At 58.1% G+C, this 16,663-nt stretch carries 15 protein-coding genes; 1 reads left to right on the top strand and 14 read right to left on the bottom strand.

The annotated features are described in order from the left end of the window. Window positions 1-217 precede the first annotated feature (217 nt). From hrpV to DW49_RS0121660, 14 genes are all read right to left on the bottom strand, one after another. Window positions 218-577: an HrpRS complex negative regulator HrpV gene (hrpV, locus tag DW49_RS0121725; protein ID WP_003373652.1), complete on the bottom strand. Its 360-nt coding sequence runs from the start codon at window positions 575-577 to the stop codon at window positions 218-220. Between the two features lie 2 nt (window positions 578-579). Next, entirely contained in the window at window positions 580-783 is a 204-nt protein-coding gene (gene hrpT, locus DW49_RS0121720) for an HrpT family type III secretion system protein (protein WP_003373654.1), read from the bottom strand. After that, on the bottom strand, window positions 780-2,879 hold the full coding sequence (gene sctC / locus DW49_RS0121715; protein WP_005615714.1) for a type III secretion system outer membrane ring subunit SctC: 2,100 nt from the start codon (window positions 2,877-2,879) through the stop codon (window positions 780-782). The genes hrpT and sctC overlap by 4 nt, the downstream gene beginning before the upstream one ends. 1 nt (window position 2,880) lies before the next feature. Further along, the gene (locus DW49_RS0121710; protein WP_005615712.1) at window positions 2,881-3,312 is read right to left on the bottom strand and encodes a type III secretion system chaperone; all 432 of its coding nucleotides are present in this window, start codon (window positions 3,310-3,312) and stop codon (window positions 2,881-2,883) included. Further along, entirely contained in the window at window positions 3,299-3,523 is a 225-nt protein-coding gene (locus tag DW49_RS0121705; RefSeq protein ID WP_003375722.1) for a type III secretion protein HrpF, read from the bottom strand. Before DW49_RS0121705 ends, DW49_RS0121710 begins: the two co-directional genes overlap by 14 nt. Window positions 3,524-3,608: 85 nt before the next feature. Further along, the gene (gene sctL / locus DW49_RS0121700; protein ID WP_005615710.1) at window positions 3,609-4,190 is read right to left on the bottom strand and encodes a type III secretion system stator protein SctL; all 582 of its coding nucleotides are present in this window, start codon (window positions 4,188-4,190) and stop codon (window positions 3,609-3,611) included. Window positions 4,191-4,224: 34 nt separating this feature from the next. Beyond that, window positions 4,225-4,752 carry a hypothetical protein gene (locus DW49_RS0121695; RefSeq protein WP_017702332.1) on the bottom strand — a complete coding sequence of 176 codons (528 nt, stop codon included), beginning with the start codon at window positions 4,750-4,752 and terminating at the stop codon, window positions 4,225-4,227. Continuing rightward, window positions 4,752-5,558: a type III secretion system inner membrane ring lipoprotein SctJ gene (sctJ, locus tag DW49_RS0121690; RefSeq protein WP_003375729.1), complete on the bottom strand. Its 807-nt coding sequence runs from the start codon at window positions 5,556-5,558 to the stop codon at window positions 4,752-4,754. The genes DW49_RS0121695 and sctJ overlap by 1 nt, the downstream gene beginning before the upstream one ends. 8 nt (window positions 5,559-5,566) lie before the next feature. Beyond that, window positions 5,567-5,941: a type III secretion system inner rod subunit SctI gene (sctI, locus tag DW49_RS0121685; protein WP_003375731.1), complete on the bottom strand. Its 375-nt coding sequence runs from the start codon at window positions 5,939-5,941 to the stop codon at window positions 5,567-5,569. Window positions 5,942-5,968: 27 nt separating this feature from the next. Continuing rightward, on the bottom strand, window positions 5,969-7,072 hold the full coding sequence (hrpZ, locus tag DW49_RS0121680) for a type III secretion system effector HrpZ (protein ID WP_005615705.1): 1,104 nt from the start codon (window positions 7,070-7,072) through the stop codon (window positions 5,969-5,971). A gap of 55 nt (window positions 7,073-7,127) precedes the next feature. Continuing rightward, the gene (gene hrpA / locus DW49_RS0121675; protein ID WP_005615704.1) at window positions 7,128-7,469 is read right to left on the bottom strand and encodes an Hrp pili protein HrpA; all 342 of its coding nucleotides are present in this window, start codon (window positions 7,467-7,469) and stop codon (window positions 7,128-7,130) included. Window positions 7,470-7,562: 93 nt separating this feature from the next. Continuing rightward, window positions 7,563-8,471 carry a transcriptional regulator HrpS gene (gene hrpS / locus DW49_RS0121670; protein WP_003375736.1) on the bottom strand — a complete coding sequence of 303 codons (909 nt, stop codon included), beginning with the start codon at window positions 8,469-8,471 and terminating at the stop codon, window positions 7,563-7,565. Window positions 8,472-8,516: 45 nt separating this feature from the next. After that, a complete protein-coding gene (gene hrpR, locus DW49_RS0121665) occupies window positions 8,517-9,461 on the bottom strand; it encodes a transcriptional regulator HrpR (protein ID WP_005615700.1) in 945 nt (314 codons plus the stop codon). Between the two features lie 1,076 nt (window positions 9,462-10,537). After that, window positions 10,538-12,025, bottom strand: coding sequence for a lytic transglycosylase domain-containing protein (locus DW49_RS0121660; protein WP_005615697.1), 1,488 nt, complete (start codon window positions 12,023-12,025; stop codon window positions 10,538-10,540). Window positions 12,026-12,214: 189 nt separating this feature from the next. Here DW49_RS0121660 and DW49_RS0121655 point away from each other — a divergent pair. Next, window positions 12,215-16,663: AvrE-family type 3 secretion system effector (locus DW49_RS0121655; protein ID WP_029774705.1), on the top strand; the 4,449-nt coding region annotated here is incomplete at its 3' end.

The raw sequence follows: 16,663 nt of genomic DNA, 5'->3' as shown, positions 1-16,663 counted from the left end.
GAGCGTGAGGAACGATAATCTCAACTATCGTGCGACGCTCTGCGTCGGCATGCCGTTCTGGACGCTCTGCGTCAGGTCTTGAGAAGTACGCCAAGCGCAGAGCACGGTAAGTATCAGGGAGGGGTGTATCGGAGGGTTGCAAGGCGGGAGGTGTTCATCAAGGCCGTGTTCATGAACCCGTTTTGTCTGGGCTCATGAACACGCTCGGCTTACGCGGTCAGTGCATTTCCTCGCTCAAATGGTCCAGCCCTGCCAGCATCAATTCATGCCGGCGGATGTCATCCAGACTGGCGTAGGAACCCGGTGTTTCGTTGACCGCGTGCCACACCACAAAGTCGCGTCGTACGTCCAGAAACAGGAAGTAGTGATTGAAACGCTCTGACTCCATAAAACGTCGTTGCAGTGCATCACGCAGTTGATCAGGACGCAACGCGCGGCCTTCTATGTGCAAGGCGATCCCCCAATCATGGTGTTCGCGCCGACTGACAAACGCGACGCCATTGGCCACCGGCCATACTGCGGGGCTCTGGGCGGCAACCTGAGCGTAAAATGCCGACTTTTCCGTTACCTCAATCATTTCTAATCCTTTAACTGCACGACAGTGTAATCCCGCTCATGGTCCCGGTCGTCCAGACCTTCGCGCATGTCGGGCGGCCACCAAATGACCAGCTCGCGGTTGTTGGAGTCCGGGCGCTTGCAAGCGTTCCCCGTACAGCCGTGGGTGGCACACCCCGTCAGCATAGCAAACAGCACGAGCAGGAGCGTTAGGCTACGAATCATCATGGTTTCGCTCCCCGGAGCAGTGACGGCCTGCTTTCTTTGGCCATTTTGGATATCTGCGGCTGGCGCACAGCGATGTACACCTCACTTTCTTCACCCGGCTGCAGCCATGCATGAGGCCAGGCCGCAACGCCGATTACCCAGCGACCGCCGCATCGGCTCTCGTCGATACGTACCGGCTTGTCCGTGTTGTTACGCGCAACCACCACGGCAACGCCCCAGTCTTTTTTGACGAACCACTGCGAGCGCTGTCCATCAAGCGTCAGACCTTCGCCCGGATCACACAGGCTATCGGTTTCAAAGGGCAGGGTCTGGCCAGCGCGCAGGCCTTCCGGAGCGGCGCCGTCGACCATTTGGGTAAAGACTTTCTGGATGTCGCCCCGGGTTGGCAGCTCGCCTCCGTCACGTCGCTCCTTGATTTTCTTCATCTGGTCATCGACGTCATGAGGGTTGCCGTTCTGCACATAGCGTGCTGGATTAACCTGATCGCCGATCAGTCGAGGGGTCAGAATGAACAGCCGCTCGCGCTGACTCAGTTCGCGACTGCGAGACTGGAACAGCAGCTTGCCGATGTAGGGAATGTCGCCCAGCAGCGGGATCTTGTGAATCCTGTCATTGGCTTCCAGACCGTGGAAGCCGCCGATGACCAGCGAGCCATGCTCGGCAATCACCGCCTGGGTGCTGACGTTGCCTCGGCGCACACTGGGCTGGGTGTCATTGATCGTCGACACGTCGATCTGGCCATCCTCGATGTCCACGATCATTTGCACTTGAGGCTTGCCATCGTTGTCCAGCGAGCGCGGAATCACTTGAAGGCTGGTGCCCGCCGTGATGGGCAGAATGTCAGCAGCACGCTCGGAGGTGGCCGTCAGGTATTCGGTGCGACTGAGGTCAATCACTGCCGGCTGGTTCTCCAGGGTCAGGATCGACGGGTTGCCGATGACTGACGCAGAACCATTGCCTTCAAGCGCATGCAGTTCGGCTGAAAACTTGCTGGCGTTCTGCAGGAACAGCGTTGAGCTGGTGCCTGCATCAAAAAGGTTGGCACCGCCACCAACGCTGCCGGCATTGAAGTTCCAGCGACTGGACAGTTCGGCCAGTTCATTACGGTCAATGTCGAGAATGACCGCATCGATTTCGATCAGGTTGCGCGGGACGTCCAGCTCCTTGACCAGTTTCTGGTACATGGCCTTGCGCTCTGGCAGGTCGTAAATCAGTACGGAGTTGTTACGCACATCAGCGCTTACGCGGATATTGGCCTTGCCTGAGGCATGACCCTTGGCAGTTTTTTTGCTGTTGAAGTTCAATACGCGGTCAATACCCTGTTGCAGTGCGCCCGTATCAATACCATTGGAGCCCAGGTTGTAAGGCAGGCCGGCGGCCGCGACACCTGTGCTGTTGGCAACACTGCTGCCCTGCCCCGGCAGCAGGTTCACGCTGTCAATGCTCTCGCCACGCGAACGGCTTTCCAGGAGTTCTTGAAGAATACTGGCGACACCGGCCACCACTAACTGCTGGTCACGGTAGCGAATAGTCCGATCAGCCGCGTTGGCGTACTTGAGTGGCAGCACGACAACATCTTGCTTGTCGGCCTTTTCGTCGGGCTTTTCGACTTTCTTGCTGTAGTCGCGCACAAACTCCACGTATTTGGCCGGACCACGAACCAGGACGATGCCTTCGTCAGGCAGCGACCCCCAGCCAAAACGCTTGTCCAGCAGACCGACATCGGTCAGCGCCGTTTGCAGGTCGTCCACCGCATCGGGCGAGACTTCGATGCGCGCCGAGGTGTGCTCGCTGGAAGGGCTGACATACAGCGTGTCGTTATAGACGAACCACTGGAAGTGGTATTCCTGACTCAGCCGCTCAAGAAACTCTTCAGGGTTCTGAGCACGAATACGGCCGTCGAGCTTGCCCTGGACAGGCGACATGTCGAGCGACATGCCGAACTCCCTGGCAAAGTCAGCCAGGGCAGTAGACAACTCGGTCTGCCGGGCATCATAAGCGTAGGCGGTGTGTTTCCAGGCTTCTGGGGTGACCGCCCACGTGGCAGGGATCACCCCGATCAACAATAAAGGCAACCACATTAAGGCCTTGCGCATTTCACACTCCCGGTTGCCGGTGATTGAGGATCGAACGCCCGGACAAAGTGGGCGTCGTGTTACGAATAGTGGTTTGCATCAGGCTGAGCATGGCCGCGCGCTGATTGGCCAGGCTTTCCAGGCGATCGAGCAGGTCACCGAGACTGCAGGAGTTTGCCATCCAGCTGACCAGCACTACGCAGCGGGTCTGCGGATCGATGGCCAGCGCGCCGTCGCAGGCACACGCCAGGCTTGCGCCGCCCTCGCCAAGCAAGGCTTCGAGCCGTTGCGGGTCACCGGCGTCGTACGGGTCGAGCAGTTCGATACTGCAACGCACCCCGTCGCCGACGACCGCCAGCCGAGCATTGGCGTCATCGATCCAGCAGTCCAGCGGCATCGCTGGACGCTGGGCAGACCACTGGCCAACGATCTCGGTGAATTCACTGAATTCCATCGATGACTGCTTTATTGATACCGTGCTTGGCACGCAGGCATTCATTGACGGCAATACCGGCGACATCGACCTGCTGCTGGGCATCATTGAATGCCTGCAGGTCTTCGACGGTGCCACTCTCGGAGGCTTCCATCGCTGCCTGGTCCATGTTGGTGTGAGCGCGGCTCACCGAGTTGTCGAGATGGCGTTGCAAGCTGTTGAAACTGATCATGTCCTGGTGCTCCAGCAGAAGGGTTCAAACCTTGAGTGGAGCAAACCCGCCGAGCGGTTCCATCATGCAATCAAGTGAGTGTGTATCAAGCAGCAGGCTCGACACCCAGCAACCCTTTGCGCAGGTCTGCCCAATCGATATCAAACGCGCCATTGGCATCGCTCAGGCGCAAGCTGCCCGAGGCAATCGTTGCATCGCGCTTGAGCTGCCAGTGCTCGGAAAAACGGCTGTCTGCCAGCCACTCGGCCACCGGTTCGGCTATTTCAGGGTGAACACTGAGCGTCGCGACCGCTTCATTGAGCTGGCTGGCGGCCAGGTTTCTGGCCAGTGCCCGTGCACGTTCGGCCAGCGTGGTGTCGTCCAGCAAGTGCCGCAGGGATTCACTCAACAGCTCTTCTACGGCGGTCATTGCCTGCTGCTGCAACGCCTCGCGCTGCACCTGAAGCTCGCCGAGAAACGCGTTGGCGTTTTCCCAGAACTGCGCCAGTGCCTGCTGTTGAAGGTGCTCGGCTTTCTCTTGCTCAAGGGCCAGTATCTGCGTGGCCTGCTGCCGCGCGTCTGCCAGGATGTCGCGCGCCAGCAGGCTGTCGGCGATGTCTTCGCGGCGCAAGATCGGTTCGGGCAGCAGCGCAGCGGCCGTCAGAGCAATACTGCGTTTGGCGAGCATGGGAATATTCCTGATGCTGGGGGCTGGGTCGGGTTCAGGCTGCCGTGACGCGCCACATGATGGCCTGCCATAACGCCTGAAGTTTGTTTTCGGGTGCTTTGCCGGGGGTGTCGGGCACTTCGTTGGGCGGCCACTCCAGACGCAGTCGCGACCAGTATTGCGGCCCAAGCCAGGCGCCGAGCAGAAGACGCGCGTCTTCGTGTTCAAACTCCAGCCAGACCCCGGGGCGCAGCGCTTTGGTCAACCCCCAGCACCATTGACCTTCAGGGCCGTCACTTTCGTTACGGGAGAAGCAGATGCGTTGCGCCAGGCTTAGCGCCTGCTCACGCTGCGAGGGCGTCAGTGCCAACCAGCGCAGCACCGGTTCCGCGGGCGCTGGCGGCTGAACCGGGTCGATGCCCAGACTCTGCAGAAACACGCCATGACGGCTGGCCATGAGCGCATCGCAGTCGCTGACCGATAACCCGCGAGCGTTGGCGAATCGGTCGTGCCACTCCGAATGTGCCCACTGCCAGGGGTTACACCACCAGTGGACCCAGTGATCCTCGGCAGAAAGGCTCATCATGCACGCGCCGGCAGCGTTGAGCGACCGCGACTGCCAAACCCGATCCGTCGCAACAGACTGGCGCGCCAGTCACTGCGCACCAGCAGTGCGCCGATCAGCAACACCAACGCAAGACCGGCAGGTGCCACCCAGAGCATCAGGTTCCAGAATGGCAGGTTCGTGCTGTCCAGCTTGAAGGGCCCGAAGCTCACCCATTGTGTGGTCTCTTGAAACTCCGCAGCAGGCACAAACACGATGGAAAACTTTTTCGAATCGACAGATTGCGTGGACATGCCAGGAATACTGCTGGCGACCATCTGTTGAATACGCCCGCGCACACTGTCGGGATCAAGCGCAGCAGAGTGTTTGATGAACACCGCAGCAGAAGCCGGTTGAACAGGTTCACCCGGCGCGATGCGCTCGGGCAGTACCACATGCACCCTGGCCACAATGACTCCGTCGATCTGCGACAGCGTGGCTTCAAGTTCCTGGGACAAGGCGTAGATGTAACGGGCACGCTCTTCAAGCGGCGTCGAAATCACCCCTTCCTTCTTGAAAATCTCTCCCAGCGTGGTGCGCGAGCGCCGAGGCAGACCCGCAGCGTCGAGCACTCGCACGGCGCGGTTCATTTCGCTGGTAGCGACAGTCACGACCACGCCGGTTTTCTCCAGACGTTTACGCGCATCGATATGCTGATCGGCGAGGCGCGCTACGACCTCATTGGAATCCTGCTCGGACAAGCCAGTGAACAAGTCAGTCTCATCACTGCAGCCGCCGAGCAGCAGCATGCACAACAGCAGCAGCCCTGCGCTCAGAAAATTCACGGAAACCTCTACTGCAGGTTGGTCAACTTATCGAGCGCCTGAGCGCTCTTGCTCACGACCTTGGTCGTCAACGCCATTTGCAACGAGCACTGCGACAACGCCCGACTCATCTGCACGATGTCTCCAGGGTCTTCGGAATTCGACACTTTCTTCATCTGGCGTAATGCCTGCTGTGAAAGCTTCTCGGTACTGCCCAGCCGCTCGGACAGCGCACTGGCTATCCGGTCGGACAGGTGCGACGCTGCGGGCCCGCTGTCGGGGCGCATCGCCGCATTGAATAGGTCGACATCCGCCTGAACGGGCTCGGAGCCGAGCCCCTGATGAGCATTCTGCCCAAGCTCCGGCGATACACTTTTCAAATTGCTGAGTTGGGAAATGGTCACACTGGTTCTCCGTCAGGCGGCTGTCAGTCAGGCCACGGCCTGGTTAGTCTGGTTATTGGTGCCTTGCAACAGCGCATTGATCAGCTGAGCTGCAACTTGCGCAGCGCTGGATTGCAGGTCGGCACCTGCGTTACCACCAGCATCCTTGATCGTCTCTTCAAGCCCGCGTTGCAGCAAGCCGCTCAGCAACTGACCCAGGTCCTGATTGGACACGTTGCCCGTAGGGTTAGCCGCTGGCGTGCCACCTGCCGGCTGCGTGGAATTGTCGACCGGAGTACCCAGACCGCCACCCGACGAAACCGATTGCAAACCACGGTCGATGAGTTGACCGATCAGCTGACCTACGTCGACGCTGCCATTACCATTGGTGGCGGGACCTGTGTTGGCATCGATTGCAGGATCACCCAGGGAGGTGTCACTCACTGGCGAACCCAGACCGCCGCCACTGGTAACGCCACTGGCATCACCTTGTTGCTGGCCGAGCTGTTGACCAATGACGTCGAGAGCCGAACGAAACTGAGCGGTTTCCTGTGCATCCAGGCCGTTGTCTTCCTTCAGCTCGTTCATCCACGAGCCGCCGTCACGGGTAGGGAACTGGGCCTTGTTGTCGTCCATGAACTGGGCGACTTTTTCCAGGGTCGGCATGTCATCACTGGAGAAGGTTGTTCCGCCTTCACCACTCGGTGTCAGCAGATCGTCCAGCACGGCTTTGCCGAGGCCGTTGAGGACCTGGCTCATCAGATCGGATTCCCCGGCACCCGCGTCGCTGCTCAGACCGCCGCCGACACCCGAACCAGAACCCGCCCCGCCACCGCTACCCGCGCCAATGCCGGCTGACGCACCGAAATTGTCGCCGAGCTTTTCGTGGATCAGCTTGTCGAGCGATGCAGTGATGTCATCGATGCTGTTAGCCGACTTGCCATCCGCAGCCATGGCCTTGGCGAGCATTTTGCCGAGCGGTGAGGTTTCATCGAGCTGCCCACTTTGGGTCAGCGCCTGAACCAACTGATCGATCACAGCCTTGAGCTCTTTGCTGGAAGTGCTGGTGTTGGCGCTCACATCGCTGTTGAGCGACACGGGGAACAATGATGCAGAGGTTTGCAACGAACTGATGCTGTTAAGTGCTTGCATAAAACGCCCATCCCAAGGTAGCGGCCCCCTCTGATGAGGAGGCAATCAGAAATAATTAGTAACTGATACCTTTAGCGTTAGTCGCTGTGGCACTGATTTTCTTGTTGGAAGAGTCTTCCTTGCCAGCCTGGATGGCGTTGAGCACGTCCATGGTTTGCTTCTTCATGGTTTCCTGAGCCTGCATCGCGATCAGCTTCGCGCCGTTGGCGTCCGACTCTTTGCTGGCCTTGGCTTGTGCATCAACCGACAGGCTGTCGCCGGTGCCCGAGAGAATGTTTTTCTGAAGCGAAGCGTTGGAAGCAACCGTGTTGACACCCTGCAATGCACCGCCGACACCGCCAACTGCGCTGTTACCGAGGTTGGTGAGCTTGGAGGTAAGGCTTGAAAATGCGACCATGATTTGATGCCCCTTAAGATTTACCAGCGTGATTGCTTGGTACTCACTAGGTGGCGCCAACCTGTAAATCAGTTCCAGCGTCTTTGCAAAAAATCAGATCTGCAATTCCTTGATGCGTCGATAAAGCGTGCGGCGCGGCATGTCCAGTTCCAGGCTTACCGAATCCACACAATTGTCGTGGCGCTTGAGCGACTCCTGAATCAAGGCTTTTTCGATCACTCGCAATTGCGATTTGAGCCCACAGGCCAAGTGCTCTTCGCCCGGCGGCTCGGCGCCCAGCAGGGGAAAACCCAGCACATGGCGTTTGGCTGCAGCCTTGAGCTCACGGATATTGCCTGGCCAGTCGTGGCCCAGCAGCACCTTGTGCAGCAGCGGGCAAGCCTCGGGAACGGCAACGCCGAGCTCTCCGGCAGCGGCCGCCGTAAAGCGTGTGAACAGGGGAACGATGCGATCGGACTGGGTACGTAACGGCGGAAGCTTGAGTGTCAGGACGTTCAGGCGAAAATACAGATCGCGACGAAACTGCCCCCGCTCGACGGCGTCGTCCAGCGAGCATTGGGCGGATGCGATCACGCAGATATCCAGCTTGATCGTCGACGTCGAACCCAGCCGTTCAAGCGCTCGGGTTTCCAGCACCCTCAGCAGCTTGGCTTGCAGGCTCAGCGGCATGCTATCGATCTCATCCAGGTACAGCGTGCCGCCCTGCGCCGCTTCGACATAACCGACTCTGGAGCGGTCAGCGCCGGTGTAGGCACCGCTGACCACACCGAATAACTCGCTCTCGGCGAGGGACTCCGGAATGGCCGCGCAATTCATCGCCACCAGGCGCCCTTTGCGGCCTGACATCTCATGAATCCGTCGGGCAATCGTGTCTTTGCCCGTGCCGGTCTCACCCGACAGCAGCACGTCGATACCCAGTTGCGAAATACTTTCGGCAACTATCCCCAGATTCGGAACCCGCTCCTCGTCCAGATCATCCTCAAACCTTTCATCAAGACTCATCCCATGCCCCCCAGGACATCAACGTTGCATAACCACACCTGCGTTTCAGAACCCGACCGTCGCAGCGATCGGCGCTGCAACTCCCAGTTCTTTCATGCGGTGATACAGAGTGCGTCTTGGCAACTCGAGCTCCTGAAGCACCGCGTCGAAATTGTGCCTGTGCCGCTTCAGGGCATCCTGGATGAGCATTTTCTCGATGATGCGCATTTGCGTGCGCAGCCCCGTGGCCGGGTCAAGCGCTTCCACAGGATCGGCGCCCAGCAAGGGGAAGCCGAGTACGAAGCGCTTGGCGGCAGACTTCAGTTCACGGATGTTGCCCGGCCAGTCGTGGCTGAGCAGCAGCTGAACACGCCCGCTGTCCAGCGCAGGAGCGGGACGTCCGAACTCGGCAGCGATACCCTGGGTGAACTGGTCGAACAATGGCAGGATCTGTTCACGACGTTTGCGCAAGGCTGGCAAGTGAAGCGTCAGCACGTTGAGCCTGAAAAACAGGTCGCGACGGAAAAGTCCTTGTTCCACCAGTTCATCCAATGGCCGCTGGGCCGAGGCAATGATCCGCAGATCCACCGGGATGAATTCGGTCGAGCCCAAACGCTCGATACCTCGACTCTCCAGCACACGCAGCAGTTTGGCCTGCAGGCTCAACGGCATGCTGTCGATTTCATCCAGGTACAACGTGCCACCACTGGAGGCCTCTATGTAGCCCTCGCGAGCCCGGCATACGCCGGTGAATGCGCCGTTGACCACACCGAATAACTGGCTCTCTGCCAGCGACTCGGGAATGGCGGCGCAGTTCATGCCCACAAAGGGTCCCGACCTGCTGGACAACTCGTGAATGCGGTTGGCCAGTGTGTCCTTGCCGGTGCCGGTCTCCCCGCACAACAGCAAGTCCATATCCAGGAACGCGCTATTCATTGCAATTTGATGACCAGCTGATAATGCAGTTACGCCCCAACACTCTCGGACGTCCTTATCGATGCCTGTGCTCATCGTTCACTCTCATTGTGGGTGGCAAGCGGAGTATTAATACCACGTCTTACAAGGCAGACATATATTAATTTAGTTCCCCGGGAAATGAGAAAAAGATCACAAAGTTGAGAATTACTATCATAGTAATATCATCATACCAAGCTGACCCCGCCGATAGACCCAGGCTCTTGAGATGATTACTTTAATCTATCGTTACTCCAATGCGAACAAGCGCTTACAGTGTCCATGCACTGGCTAGCCCCGCAGCCACAGGGCCTCTCCACACCTGAAGGCAGCTGTGACCAGAGAGAAGACCGGGCACCTTTGAGCAGCAAGCGCCCCAAAATCGCGCAATGAAACGCAACTAACTTATTGTCACTACTCGAGAGACATATATAAAACCTTTCAAAAAAAATAAAGGGAGTGGCAAGTAAGAAAACAGCAGAAACCCGAACACAAAAAAAGAAAACCAACCGGTTTGTAACGGCGAGCTTAAAGAAGCGGATAACAATAATATCAAAAAACAAACAACAGCCTGACACTAACTACTTGCACACTTTAACAGTCAATACAACGAGCTTAGTACCGCCTCCACGAGCAGTCGGATTTCCGAACAACACAGAGGCTTGAATACTGGCAACGCGGTCATAGCCCCGGTTTTTCGGCACCACTAGTGATGGCTTTTAGTCATCATCGCATTCGGCAATCCGAACAAAAGCCCACCTGCTTAGAGTATTTCCAGGCACAGCTATCTAAGGATTGGCGGAAAGGATTCAGCGTAGCTTATTACCGAAATCGCAGGTTAAGGTTCTGTGAACCCGACTGTTATTACCACCGATGATAGCGTGCCATCACCTAGAATGTTTCTAAATGTGTGTAATCTTTCACTTACATTCGGCTGGAAAAGTTCATCAAGATGATCACATGTCGCGCTCTAAATAATATGGCCATCCGCCACCTTTGGGATCCAAGAAACGGGTAACGTTCAACATAAGAAGTTGTATTGAGGCAGATCAATATCGTCCGACAACGAGAAAAAGCACCAAAAAAGTGCGATTTTCAGGGATTTTCAATAGGACAATCGAGGAAAACCGAGGTTATTGGCGTGGATCACTGGCAAAAACCACGACGCGCGGCCCCGAGGGCAGCTCGCGCGGACCGCTGCGATACTCGTCGTCGTCACGCTTGCGAGGCGACGAACGGTCATCCCTGATGCGGGGCAACTGTATCCGGTTTGTAAGCGGATCAGGTTCCACGACAGGTGCGGATTGGGCGATCTCTACCGCCGGCGTCGATTCAGCTGCAGGAACTGGCTGTGACGCCTCAGGCGCGGTGGGCTGCTCCGCCACCGGCGACGGCTGAGCCGTTTTGGGCGAAGGCAGGTTCTCAGCTAACTGAGCCGACTGCACGGGCTTGGGCAGCGGCGGACGCTCTGCAACGCGCACTGGACGCTCAGCCACAGGCGCGGGCGCGGGCAGACGCTCAGCCGCCCGTTTCACAATGGCTGAAGGGGTGACCACCGGGGTGCTGGCAGTCACCGGGGACTCGCCGGTAATGCGCGCGATGCTGGTCGTCAGCACGCGATTCTGGGTTTTGGGTATCAGCAGACGTCCCGGTCCATCGAAGGTCTTTTTGCGCAGGAATGCCGAGTTCAGCCGCAACAACTGGCCCTCATCCACACCCGCCGTGGCCGCGAGCTGGGTCAGGTCTACGGCATGGTTGAGCTCGACTACGTCAAAATACGGTGTGTTGGCGACCGGGGTCAGTTTCACACCGTAGGCATTGGGGTTGCGCACAACCATTGAGAGCGCCAACAGTCTGGGCACGTAATCCTGGGTCTCCCTGGGTAAATTCAGGTTCCAGTAGTCAACAGGCAGTCCACGCCGTCGGTTGGCCTCGATCGCCCGACCGACGGTGCCCTCACCCGCGTTATAGGCGGCCAGCGCCAACAGCCAGTCATTATTGAACTGATCATGCAGGCGGGTCAGGTAATCCATCGCCGCTTTGCTGGAGGCCACCACGTCACGGCGAGCGTCGTAGGTCGCGCTTTGATGCAGATTGAAGCTGCGCCCCGTGGATGGAATGAATTGCCACAAACCTGCAGCAGCGGCCGGAGAGTTGGCCATGGGGTTATAAGAGCTTTCGATCATCGGCAGCAGTGCCAGCTCCAGCGGCATGTTGCGCTCGTCCAGACGCTCGACAATAAAATGCAGGTACGGGCTGGCCCGGACACTGGCCCCCGTGATAAACCCGCGATTGCTCAGCAACCAGTCGCGCTGGCGAGCGATACGCTCATTCATGCCCTGGCCATCTACCAGCCTGCAGCGCTGGGCAACCCGCTGCCACACGTCCTCGCCGTTATAAACAGGCAGATCGGAGATTTTGTCTGCAGCCCGCGAACCTTCCTGATCGTCTCCCCCCCAATAGACCAACCCCGACACCAGCCGCGGCGGACGGTCCTGACGCGGCGGCGAATAGTCCACAGACTGGCAGCCCACACACAAGGCGCCCATAGCGAGGACTGCAATTTGAACAGCGCGAGCCAGCAAGCGAAGGCTCGATACGGGGAAGGCGACGGCGGGCATGGGCGGGAATGTCCTGAACGTGTCCACCCTACGTGGCGCGCTCGCCGTTACGGTTCCCTATTGAAACCAAGATCGCCGCACACAATGCGGTGCTGAATCCTTTCAGCCATAAGTTTTTCCGATGGAACCCGCTGGCATTGCATGCCACTCATCCTATGAAGGAATTTTCACGTTGTGCACCAGGCGGCTATCAACGATAAAAAATGGACAGGGAGATTCACCGTACAGTCATCATGGATCCGACGGCACACCGGAAGCATCATTCAGCCAACCGTCACCCCTGACGCACGTGCTGCAACTGATCTGCAGCAAAGAGCCGAACAACCCAGGCAACGCTCTTCGCACTCGTTGAGCAGTGTCGGCAAGCGGGCGCTGAAAAGCGTCGGTAAATTGTTCCAGAAATCCAAAGCGCCGCAGCAGAAAGCTGCCACGCCGCCCACCGCGAAAAACGTCAAAACCTCCCCGTCCGCTGCAAATGTGACTACGGCTTCAAATGCAGCTACGCCCAGAAACAAAGCCCGCGAATCAGGTTTTTCCAACAGCAGCCCGCAACATACCCATAGCGCACCCAAGTCGATTCTGCGTACCCGCCCCAACCAGGCGAGCAGCTCGGGCGCGCAGACGCATGAAATACACCCGGAGGCAGCCTCCCGTAAAAACCTGCGCGTAAGGTTTGATCTGCCGCAAGACCGCCTTGAGCGCAGCCCGTCGTACCTCGACTCAGACAACCCGATGACCGATGAAGAAGCGGTCGCAAATGCCACTCGCCAATCCCGCTCACCTGACAGTCGCCTGCAGGGCTCTGACGGTATGCGCAGGTCAATGCTGGCCACAGATCCAGATCAGCCCAGCAGCTCCGGCAGCAAAATCGGTGATTCAGACGGACCGCTTCCGCCACGCGAGCCCATGCTGGGGCGCAGCAACGGAGGCCGTTTTGAACTGAAAGACGAAAAACTGGTTCGTAACCCGGAGCCGCAAGGCACCATTCAATTGGACGCCAAGGGAAAGCCTGATTTCTCAACGTTCAATACGCCCGGTCTGGCGCCGTTACTGGATTCGATTCTCGCCACCCCCAAGCAAACCTACCTGGCCCATGAAAGCAAACACGGTGTGCACGGGCACCAGTTGCTACAGGCCAACGGGCACCTTCTGCACCTGCAAGACGACAGCTCGCTGGCCGTGATACGCAGCAGCAACGAAGCGCTCCTTATAGAAGGAAAGAAACCACCGGCCGTGAAAATGGAGCGTGAAGACGGCAACATCCACATCGACACCGCCAGCGGCCGCAAAACCCAGGAGTTCCCAGGCAAGGCACACATCGCTCACATTACCAATGTGCTTCTCAGTCACGACGGTGAGCGCATGCGTGTGCATGAGGACCGGCTCTATCAGTTCGACCCGATAAACACTCGCTGGAAAATACCGGAAGGCCTGGAGGATACCGGTTTCAGCAGCCTGGCCACTGGCGGCAACGGCTCGGTCTATGCAAAAAGTGACAATGCCGTGGTCGACTTGTCGAGCCCGTTCATGCCGCACGTGGAAGTCGAAGACCTGCAATCATTTTCGGTCGCGCCGGACAATAGAGCAGCGTTGCTCAGCGGCAAAAAGACCCAGGCGATCCTGCTGACTGACATGAGCCCGGTAATTGGCGGGCTGACGCCGAAAAAAACCAAAGGCCTTGAGCTCGATAGTGGCAAGGCGCAGGCGGCGGCGGTCGGTTTGAGTGGCGACAAGCTGTTTATCGCTGACACTCAGGGCAGACTTTACAGTGCAGACCGTAGCGCATTCGAGGGCGATGAGCCGAAATTGAAGCTGATGCCCGAGCAGGCAAACTTCCAACTGGCAGGCGTGCCCCTCGGTGGCCACAACCGCGTCACCGGATTCATCAACGGGGACGACGGCGGTGTTCACGCGCTGATCAAAAACCGTCAGGGCGAGACTCACTCCCACGCTATAGACGAGCAAAGCTCAAAACTGCAAAGCGGCTGGAACCTGACCAATGCGCTGGTACTAAACAACAATCGCGGCCTGACCATGCCCCCGCCGCCCACCGCTGCTGACCGGCTCAACCTTGATCGTGCGGGCCTGGTTGGCCTGAGTGAAGGACGCATTCAGCGCTGGGACGCAACGCCAGAATGCTGGAAAGATGCAGGCATAAAAGATATCGATCGCCTGCAACGCGGCGCCGACAGCAACGCTTATGTACTCAAGGGCGGCAAGCTGCACGCACTCAAGGTTGCGCCCGAACATCCCAACATGGCCTTTGATCACAACACAGCGCTGGCCCAGACCGCGCGCTCGACAAAAGTCGAGATGGGCAAGGAAATCGAAGGCCTCGACGACCGGGTCATCACCGCCTTCGCAATGGTCAGCAACAAACGCTTCGTCGCCCTGGATGACAAGAACAAGCTGACCGCCCACAGCAAGGACCATAAACCCGTCACGCTCGACATTCCCGGGCTGGAAGGCGATATCAAAAGCCTGTCGCTGGATGAAAAACACAACCTGCACGCCCTCACCAGTACCGGCGGGCTTTACTCCCTGCCCAGAGAAACCTGGCAGTCGGTCAAGCTGGGCGACCAGATGCGAGCCAAATGGACGCCGGTTGCCCTCCCTGGAGAACAGCCGGTCAAAGCGCTTTTCACCAACGATGAGAACGTACTCAGCGCCCAGATAGAAGATGCCGAGGGCCAGAGCCTGATGCAGCTCAAGGCAGGCAAATGGCAAGCTTTCGAGCAGCGCCCAGTGGAAGAAAACGGCCTGAACGATGTGCACTCGCGCATCACGGGTTCCAACAAGACCTGGCGAATTCCAAAAACCGGGCTGACGCTCAGAATGGACGTCAATACATTCGGGCGCAGCGGCATGGAGAAATCCAATAAAGTTAGCAGCAGCGACTTCATACGCGCCAACATCTACAAAAACACCGCAGAAATGCCCCGCTGGATGCAGAACGCAGGTGACCATATTCAGCATCGCTACCAAGGTCGCCTGGGGCTCAGAGAGGTGTATGAAACCGAGTCGATGCTGTTCACGCAACTGGAGCTGATCCATGAATCCAGGGGCAGGCCTCCGGCACGGGGTCAAGACCTGAAAGCGCGCATCACCGCCCTGGAATCAAAACTGGGGCCTCAAGGCGCTACGCTGGTCAAGGAACTGGAAGCCCTGCGCGACGAGCTGGAAAAGCACAGTTACACGGCGCTGGTGTCTATCGGTCAGAGCTACGGCAAGGTGAAAAATCTCAAGCGCCAGGATGGCATTCTCAACCAGCACGGTGAGCTGGGCAAGCCGTCTGCGCGCTTGCAGTTTGGCAAGAAGCTCGCCGATCTGGGCACAAAGCTCAACTTCAAAAGCTCTGGGCATGATTTGGTCAAAGAGCTGCAGGATGCCTTGACCCAGATCGCTCCGTCTGCCGAAAACCCCACCCAGAAATTACTCGGTACGCTCAAGTATCAAGGGCTGAAACTCAGCCACCAGAAAGTCGAGGTGCCTCTGGGACGACGCCGCGATGCCAGTGAAGAGCATGGGTTGAGCAAAGCGCGTCTTGCGCTGGATCTGGTCACGCTGAAAAAACTCGGCGCGCTACTCGACCAGATCGAAGAGCTGCCGCCGCAAAGCGCCATAGCGCCGCTGGAAAAGAAACTGGCCACCCTGCGTGATGTGACGTACGGCGAAAACCCGGTCAAGGTGGTCACAGACATGGGCTTTACCGATAACAAAGCGCTGGAAAGCGGCTACGAAGCGGTCAAGTCATTCCTCAAGTCGTTCAAAAAACCCGACCATGCCGTAAGCGTCAATATGCGTGCAGCCACAGGCAGCAAGGACCAGGCCGAGCTGGCCGGAAAATTCAAAAGCATGCTCAAGCAACTGGAGCACGGCGACGACGAAATCGGTTTGCAGCGCAGTTACGGAATGAACCTCACCACCCCGTTCATCATTCTTGCCGACAAGGCCACAGGACTGTGGCCAACGGCAGGCGCCACCGCCAACCGTAACTACATACTCAATGCCGAACGTTGCGAGGGCGGAGTGACCCTTTACCTGATAAACGAAGCTGCGGGAAACGTGAGTGGCGGCTTCGGTGCAGGCAAGGACTACTGGCCAGGCTTTTTTGACGCAAACAATCCTGCACGCAGTGTTGATGTCGGCAACAACCGCACACTGACCCCCAACTTTCGCCTGGGCGTGGAGGTGACCGCCACCGTCGCCGCCAGCCAGCGCGCTGGCGTGGTCTTCAATGTTCCGGATGAAGACATTGACGCGTTCGTCGACGACCTGTTTGAAGGCCAGCTCAATCCATTGCAGGTGCTGAAAAAGGCGGTGGACCATGAAAGCTATGAGGCTCGGCGATTCAACTTCGATCTCACGGCAGGTGGAACGGCCGATATACGCGCCGGTATCAACCTGACCCCGGATAGAGACCCGAATGCCGATCCCAATAGCGATTCGTTTTCTGCGGTGGTACGTGGGGGATTTGCTGCGAACATCACCGTCAACCTGATGACCTACACCGATTACTCATTGACCCAGAAAAACGACAAGACCGAGCTGAAGGAAGGCGGTAAGAACCGCCCGCGCTTTTTGAATAACGTGACGGCCGGCGGGCAGCTTCGCGCTCAGATCGGCGGCAGCCACATG

The organism is Pseudomonas avellanae BPIC 631 (genome assembly GCF_000444135.1).
In the GTDB taxonomy this organism is placed as follows: domain Bacteria; phylum Pseudomonadota; class Gammaproteobacteria; order Pseudomonadales; family Pseudomonadaceae; genus Aquipseudomonas; species Aquipseudomonas avellanae.
Note: the sequence above shows the minus strand (reverse complement) of the source record. Positions and strands in the feature narration are given on the sequence as shown.